General features: G+C 60.4%; 7 protein-coding genes. 6 read left to right on the top strand and 1 reads right to left on the bottom strand.

The window, feature by feature from the left end; genetic code table 11:
• The coding region (locus tag BIS11_RS10675; RefSeq protein ID WP_301286445.1) for a non-canonical purine NTP pyrophosphatase at positions 1–220 on the bottom strand (220 nt) is incomplete at its 3' end.
• Between the two features lie 259 nt (positions 221–479).
• Between BIS11_RS10675 and BIS11_RS10670 the strand changes: the two genes are divergently transcribed.
• The 6 genes from BIS11_RS10670 to BIS11_RS10645 all read left to right on the top strand — a co-directional run bounded on the left by BIS11_RS10670 (position 480) and on the right by BIS11_RS10645 (position 4,804).
• Positions 480–1,175, top strand: coding sequence for a LuxR C-terminal-related transcriptional regulator (locus BIS11_RS10670; RefSeq protein WP_253424788.1), 696 nt, complete (start codon positions 480–482; stop codon positions 1,173–1,175).
• A 22-nt stretch (positions 1,176–1,197) separates the two neighbouring features.
• Positions 1,198–1,740, top strand: coding sequence for a curli production assembly/transport protein CsgE (locus BIS11_RS10665; RefSeq protein ID WP_253424785.1), 543 nt, complete (start codon positions 1,198–1,200; stop codon positions 1,738–1,740).
• Complete coding sequence (locus BIS11_RS10660; RefSeq protein WP_253424783.1) at positions 1,740–2,162, top strand: curli assembly protein CsgF; 423 nt, start codon at positions 1,740–1,742, stop codon at positions 2,160–2,162. The genes BIS11_RS10665 and BIS11_RS10660 overlap by 1 nt, the downstream gene beginning before the upstream one ends.
• Before the next feature lie 72 nt (positions 2,163–2,234).
• Complete coding sequence (locus tag BIS11_RS10655; protein ID WP_253424781.1) at positions 2,235–3,065, top strand: CsgG/HfaB family protein; 831 nt, start codon at positions 2,235–2,237, stop codon at positions 3,063–3,065.
• Positions 3,066–3,314: 249 nt separating this feature from the next.
• Positions 3,315–3,842 (top strand): hypothetical protein, encoded by a 528-nt coding sequence (locus BIS11_RS10650; RefSeq protein WP_253424778.1) that lies wholly within the window; start codon positions 3,315–3,317, stop codon positions 3,840–3,842.
• Between the two features lie 56 nt (positions 3,843–3,898).
• Entirely contained in the window at positions 3,899–4,804 is a 906-nt protein-coding gene (locus tag BIS11_RS10645; protein ID WP_253424775.1) for a curlin subunit CsgB, read from the top strand.
• The last annotated feature ends 180 nt before the right edge of the window (positions 4,805–4,984 follow it).

Below are 4,984 nucleotides of genomic sequence, written 5' to 3'. Positions count from 1 at the left end.
CGGAGTCATCGGCCAGCGCCGGCAGGCCGCTGACGCGGCTGGCTTCGCGTGCCTTGAGCAGGGCGTTCTCCACGAAGGTGAGCCCGGTCTCCTCGACATCGTGCACGCCGAACTCCGACTGCAGGCGGACATCGAGCATCAGAGGGGCAAGCAACTGTTTGAATTCTTTGAGCTTGCCAGCGTTGCCGCTGGCCAGGACGAGCGTATCGGTAGCGGACATGGCGCTTCTCCCATCGGTAGGGCGCCAGTTTACGCTGAACCGCAGGTCAGCTAAAGAATCTGCGCGTACAACGGCGATTACCGGCTATTATCTAAGTATGAATAGGCGTCATGCCTTTTAGTGATATTCGATAAATGAATATCAATATTCAAATTACTTTTTGAATATTTAAAGTAACATAACTTTACTAAAAATACATTCTGGGTAACAATCCACTCATTCTCGTCTCACACTTTATTTCCACATGGAGGGTTTCCCGATGACGCAGGAAAAAACCTCGAGCGTGGTGTACATCATCACCGAGAAGAGCCCTCAATCGCAGCTGTTCGCGGAGTACCTGACCAAGCAGACCGGCTACGCCGTCAATCTCCATGCTCCCGGCGCGTCGCTTCCCCCCTCGACGCATGCACGTCAGCTATTGCTGGTGGACGCCGACCACATTCCGGTCGATGCCATTCCCGACTGGCAGGAGAAGCTTTCGGATACCCTCTCCCGCGTTCCGCTGGCGGCCTTCAACATTCGTGACATGGACCACGCCCTGGAAGCGCTCTCCTGCTCCCAGCTCAAGGGCGTGTTCTACCGCAACGAGAATCTCGAAGTGATCTGCAAGGGGATCCATGCCCTGCTCGACGACGAGCTGTGGATGTCGCGGGACTTGATGGCGCGGCTCATCCTTTTCTATCGCAAGTACCAGAGCAACGCGTTTCGCCCAGCCTGCGGGCTGACCAACCGGGAAATGGAGATCATCTCGCTGTTGAGCGCGGGCTCCTCCAATCAGCAGATCGCCGAGAAGCTCTTCGTCAGCGAGCACACGGTCAAGTCGCACCTCTACAACATCTTCAGAAAGATCAACGTGCACAACCGTATCCAGGCGCTGAACTGGATCCACCAGAATCTCGGTCCCATTCTGCCCAATATCGAAACCGCGCGCAGTCTGCAGCGTGGCAGCCGCTGATTCCTTGAAGGAGAGACTGGCCATGGCCTCGAAGAGCACCCTGCTACCGGTCGGCGTCCTGCTTCTGGCGCTGGCATGCCCGACCCTCGCCCAGCAGGTCGAGGACGCGGTATCGCCCAACCTGCCGGCATCGCCCAGCGACACCCTGCCGGAGAACGAGCAGGAGGCAGTGGATGCCATCAACCGGCTTTCGGGTCCCGACGGCGAGGCGATACAGGAGCGCAACTACGGCAGCAGCGAGCTGACCGGCATCATGGTCGATCGCACCATCACCATGGCGGGCAAGTCCTTCTATCGCGCCTTCAGCCAGCGCGCCATGGACAACCCGCTGATCAACAACGCCACCATCACCATTCAGGAGCGCCCGGACGCCCGCTGGGGCAGCCAGCTCTGGATCATGCAGGGCAACCAGATGTTCTTTCGCACTCAGCTTTCTCCACGCATCGGCCAGGCGGACCAGGTAGCGGAAGAAGCGGTGCAAATCGTCCAGGAAGCGCTTCTCCAGCAGCAGCTGGCCACGGCGCTCTCCTCTGATATCGACCTGGGAAGCGAGGAGTTGCAGTAATGACCCATCCACGACGTAGCATCGCCATCAACCTCCTGGCCGCCGCCGCGCTGGCCACCACCCTCGGCGCCTCGGCGGGCGAGCTGGTCTACCGACCGCTCAACCCTTCCTTCGGCGGCGATCCGTTCATGGGCAGCTACCTGCTGGGCAAGGCACAGGCCCAGGACACCAATACCGATCCCAACGCGCGCAGCGTCCAGTCGCTCTCCTCCACCGACCGCCTGGTCCAGAACCTGGAAAGCCGGCTCATCTCGCAGCTGATCTCGGATGTCGGGGCGGGCAACGTCAACCAGGGCTCCTTCGACAGCGGCGAGTTCAACGTGGTGGTCAGCGACGACGGCGGACAGCTCGTGGTGCGCGTGGTCGACAAGCTGACCGGCGATGTCACCAACATCAGCGTCGGCGGGCTCTTCAACCCGTAGCCAACGACGTCGGCACACCCAAATCCAACCGGCAAACGCCGCCATAACACTTCGTGTCGTCAGGGGATCACAATGAAAATCATCGCATCACTCGTGCTGGTCACGCTTCTGAGCGGCTGTGCGGGCATGGTCGCCAATTCGGAAAACCTGGAAGGGGCCCAGGCCACGCTGACCCCGCGCGGCGCGACCTATCAGGATCTGGTCTCGCTACCGCCGCCGGCGGGCAAGATCTTCGTCTCGGTCTACGACTTCCGTGACCAGACCGGCCAGTACCGCCCGGCGCCGGCCAGTACCTTCTCCACCGCGGTGACCCAAGGGGCAGCGGCGATGCTGACCGGGGCGCTTGCGGACTCCGGCTGGTTCATTCCGCTCGAGCGGGTGGGGCTTCAGAACCTTCTGACCGAGCGGCGCATCATTCGCGCCGAGTTCGAGCGCTTCGGCCAGCCGGATACGCTGCCCTCGCTGCGCGCGGCCTCGGTGATGCTCGAGGGGGGCATCATCGCCTACGAGTCCAACGTGCGCACCGGCGGGGCGGGGGCCGAGTACTTCGGCATCGGCGCCTCGGGGCAGTACCAGGTCGACCAGGTGACGGTGAACCTGCGCGCAGTGGAGATCTCCACCGGCGAGATACTGGCCAACGTGACCACCACGAAGACCATCTACTCGAAGGAGCTGCGCGCCGGCGTCTACCGGTTCATCGATTTCCGCCGCCTGCTCGAGGCGGAAGCGGGGATCACCACCAACGAGCCGGTGCAGATGGCGGTGATGTCGGCGGTGGAGTCGGCGGTCATTCACCTGATCGCCCGCGGCGTGGAGAACAACCTGTGGAACCTCGCCAGCGGCAATACGCTGCAAAATACCGTGCTGGCCGACTATCTCAACGCTCCCACGCCTGCGCTCTAGGTCGATAACGCGCGAAAACTCATCTTCATATCATTGATATCAAAAGCCAAAAAGGCGATGCGGGCTCGGCCCGCATCGCCTTTTTCATGGGCAGTTTCCAGGTATTAGAAAACTCATGTTTTAGAGTGAGTTTTTATTTAAATATTTCAACCAATCTCTAAGAAAAGTTCCGATAGCGCATTTTAGCCAATCGTCCAAACTCATCCCCATGAATACATTTTGATACAAAACTTTTCAAAGGGTATAGCGATGAAACTCGACCAGGCGTTTTCTTCACGTAAAGCGCGGGCGCTCAAGGCGCCGCTGGCCCTCTCGCTTGCCACGCTTGCCCTGGCACTGGTGACCTCGGTGCCGACCCAGGCCGCTCAGGACAACCGCGTGGAGCAGTACCGGCAGAGTGCCGACGCGGCGCTGGCAGGCAACTACAGCATCATTCGTCAAAACGGCAACAACAACCGTACGGCGGTCTTTCAGTCCTACTCCGCCCAGTACCAGAGCGGCAACTTCTCGGCCATTCGCCAGATCGGCAGCTCGAATAGCGCGTTCATCACGCAGTTGGGCGGCAACAACGCCGGCGTCATCCTGCAAAACGGCGATCGTCACATCGCCACGATCAATCAGGCCTATGGCCGCCAGGGGCTGGAAGCCTTCGTCTCCCAGTCCGGCAACCAGAGCGATATCGCGATTTCACAATCGGGGAGTGGCTACCGCAGCGTCAGCGTAGAACAACAGGCGTTCTCGGGAAATGCGCGACCAGTCACCGTCGAAACCTACTGAGCACGAGGGCGTGTCTCGGTAACAACTAAAGCAAACGTCATGAAGGGGAAGTCAGCATGAAAACTCAGATCACCACTATCGCTGCCGCCATTGCCGTCGCCATGAGCACCGCTGCCTCTGCTCAGTTCTACACCGGCGGAAGCGATTCGACCATCTATCAGGAAGGTCAGCGCAACACCAACAACGTCACTCAGTACGGTACCCAGACCTCACGCGTCAACCAGACCGGTACCTACAACTCAACCAACGTCAACCAGGACGACGTGGCAGGTGTTGCCACGATCCTGCCTGGCCTGAACAACTCCGCAATCGACCAGGTAGGTGACGGCAACGACGCCAATGTCGACCAGCTGGGTGCCAAGAACCACTCCGTCATCTACCAGGTGGGTCGTGACAACACTGCCGGCGTCGACCAGAACGGCAGCGCCAACAGCGCCGACGTCTACCAGCAGGGCGGCAACAACGTGGCCTCCGTCGAGCAGATGGGCAGCTTCAACAAGTCCGTCGACAGCCACATCGGTGACTACAACGAATCCGACGTGATGCAAAACGGTCGCCTGAACGACAGCTACGCCTACCTCGAAGGCCGCGGCAACAGCGCTACCGTGACCCAGGAAGGCACGCTGAACAAGTCCGTCGTCGAAGCGACCGGTGCGTCCAACGAGGCGACCATCGCTCAGAACGGCTGGGGCAACGACAGCTACGCCTACCAGGAAGGCAACAACAACATGGCCGACGTCAGCCAGACCGGCACCTACCACGAGAGCACCATCCTGACCACCGGCAGCTACAACACCGCTGACGTGACCCAGTCCGGCTTCAACCACGACTCCTACATCTACACCAGCGGTGCCGGCAACCAGCACACCGTGACTCAGAGCGGCAGCTTCCTCGGTGGCCATACCTCAAGCATCACCACCGTCGGCAGCAACAACGTCAACGTCGTCGCCCAAGGCCACTAAGCGCCCGACACGTTCGACCGCCGTCTTCGAAACCGCCCTCACGGGCGGTTTTTTTCGTGCTCAGCGAAGGGTCAGGTTGAGGGTGCTGCCCTTGCCCTGGGTGGAGGAGCGGGTGCGGTTGCCGTCTTTCTGGACATCCACTTCGAGCCGGCCATTGTCCGTGAGCAGCGTCACCTGGCC

Source organism: Halomonas sp. 707D4 (assembly GCF_024158685.1).
Lineage (GTDB): Bacteria > Pseudomonadota > Gammaproteobacteria > Pseudomonadales > Halomonadaceae > Vreelandella.
The sequence above is the reverse complement of the archived record's forward strand: the minus strand, read 5'-3'. Positions and strand labels throughout refer to the sequence as shown.

Coding starts and splice junctions, on each gene's coding strand:
- BIS11_RS10670 (WP_253424788.1), top strand. CDS start 480: ATGACGCAGGAAAAAACCTCGAGCGTGGTGTACATCATCACCGAGAAG.
- BIS11_RS10665 (WP_253424785.1), top strand. CDS start 1,198: ATGGCCTCGAAGAGCACCCTGCTACCGGTCGGCGTCCTGCTTCTGGCG.
- BIS11_RS10660 (WP_253424783.1), top strand. CDS start 1,740: ATGACCCATCCACGACGTAGCATCGCCATCAACCTCCTGGCCGCCGCC.
- BIS11_RS10655 (WP_253424781.1), top strand. CDS start 2,235: ATGAAAATCATCGCATCACTCGTGCTGGTCACGCTTCTGAGCGGCTGT.
- BIS11_RS10650 (WP_253424778.1), top strand. CDS start 3,315: ATGAAACTCGACCAGGCGTTTTCTTCACGTAAAGCGCGGGCGCTCAAG.
- BIS11_RS10645 (WP_253424775.1), top strand. CDS start 3,899: ATGAAAACTCAGATCACCACTATCGCTGCCGCCATTGCCGTCGCCATG.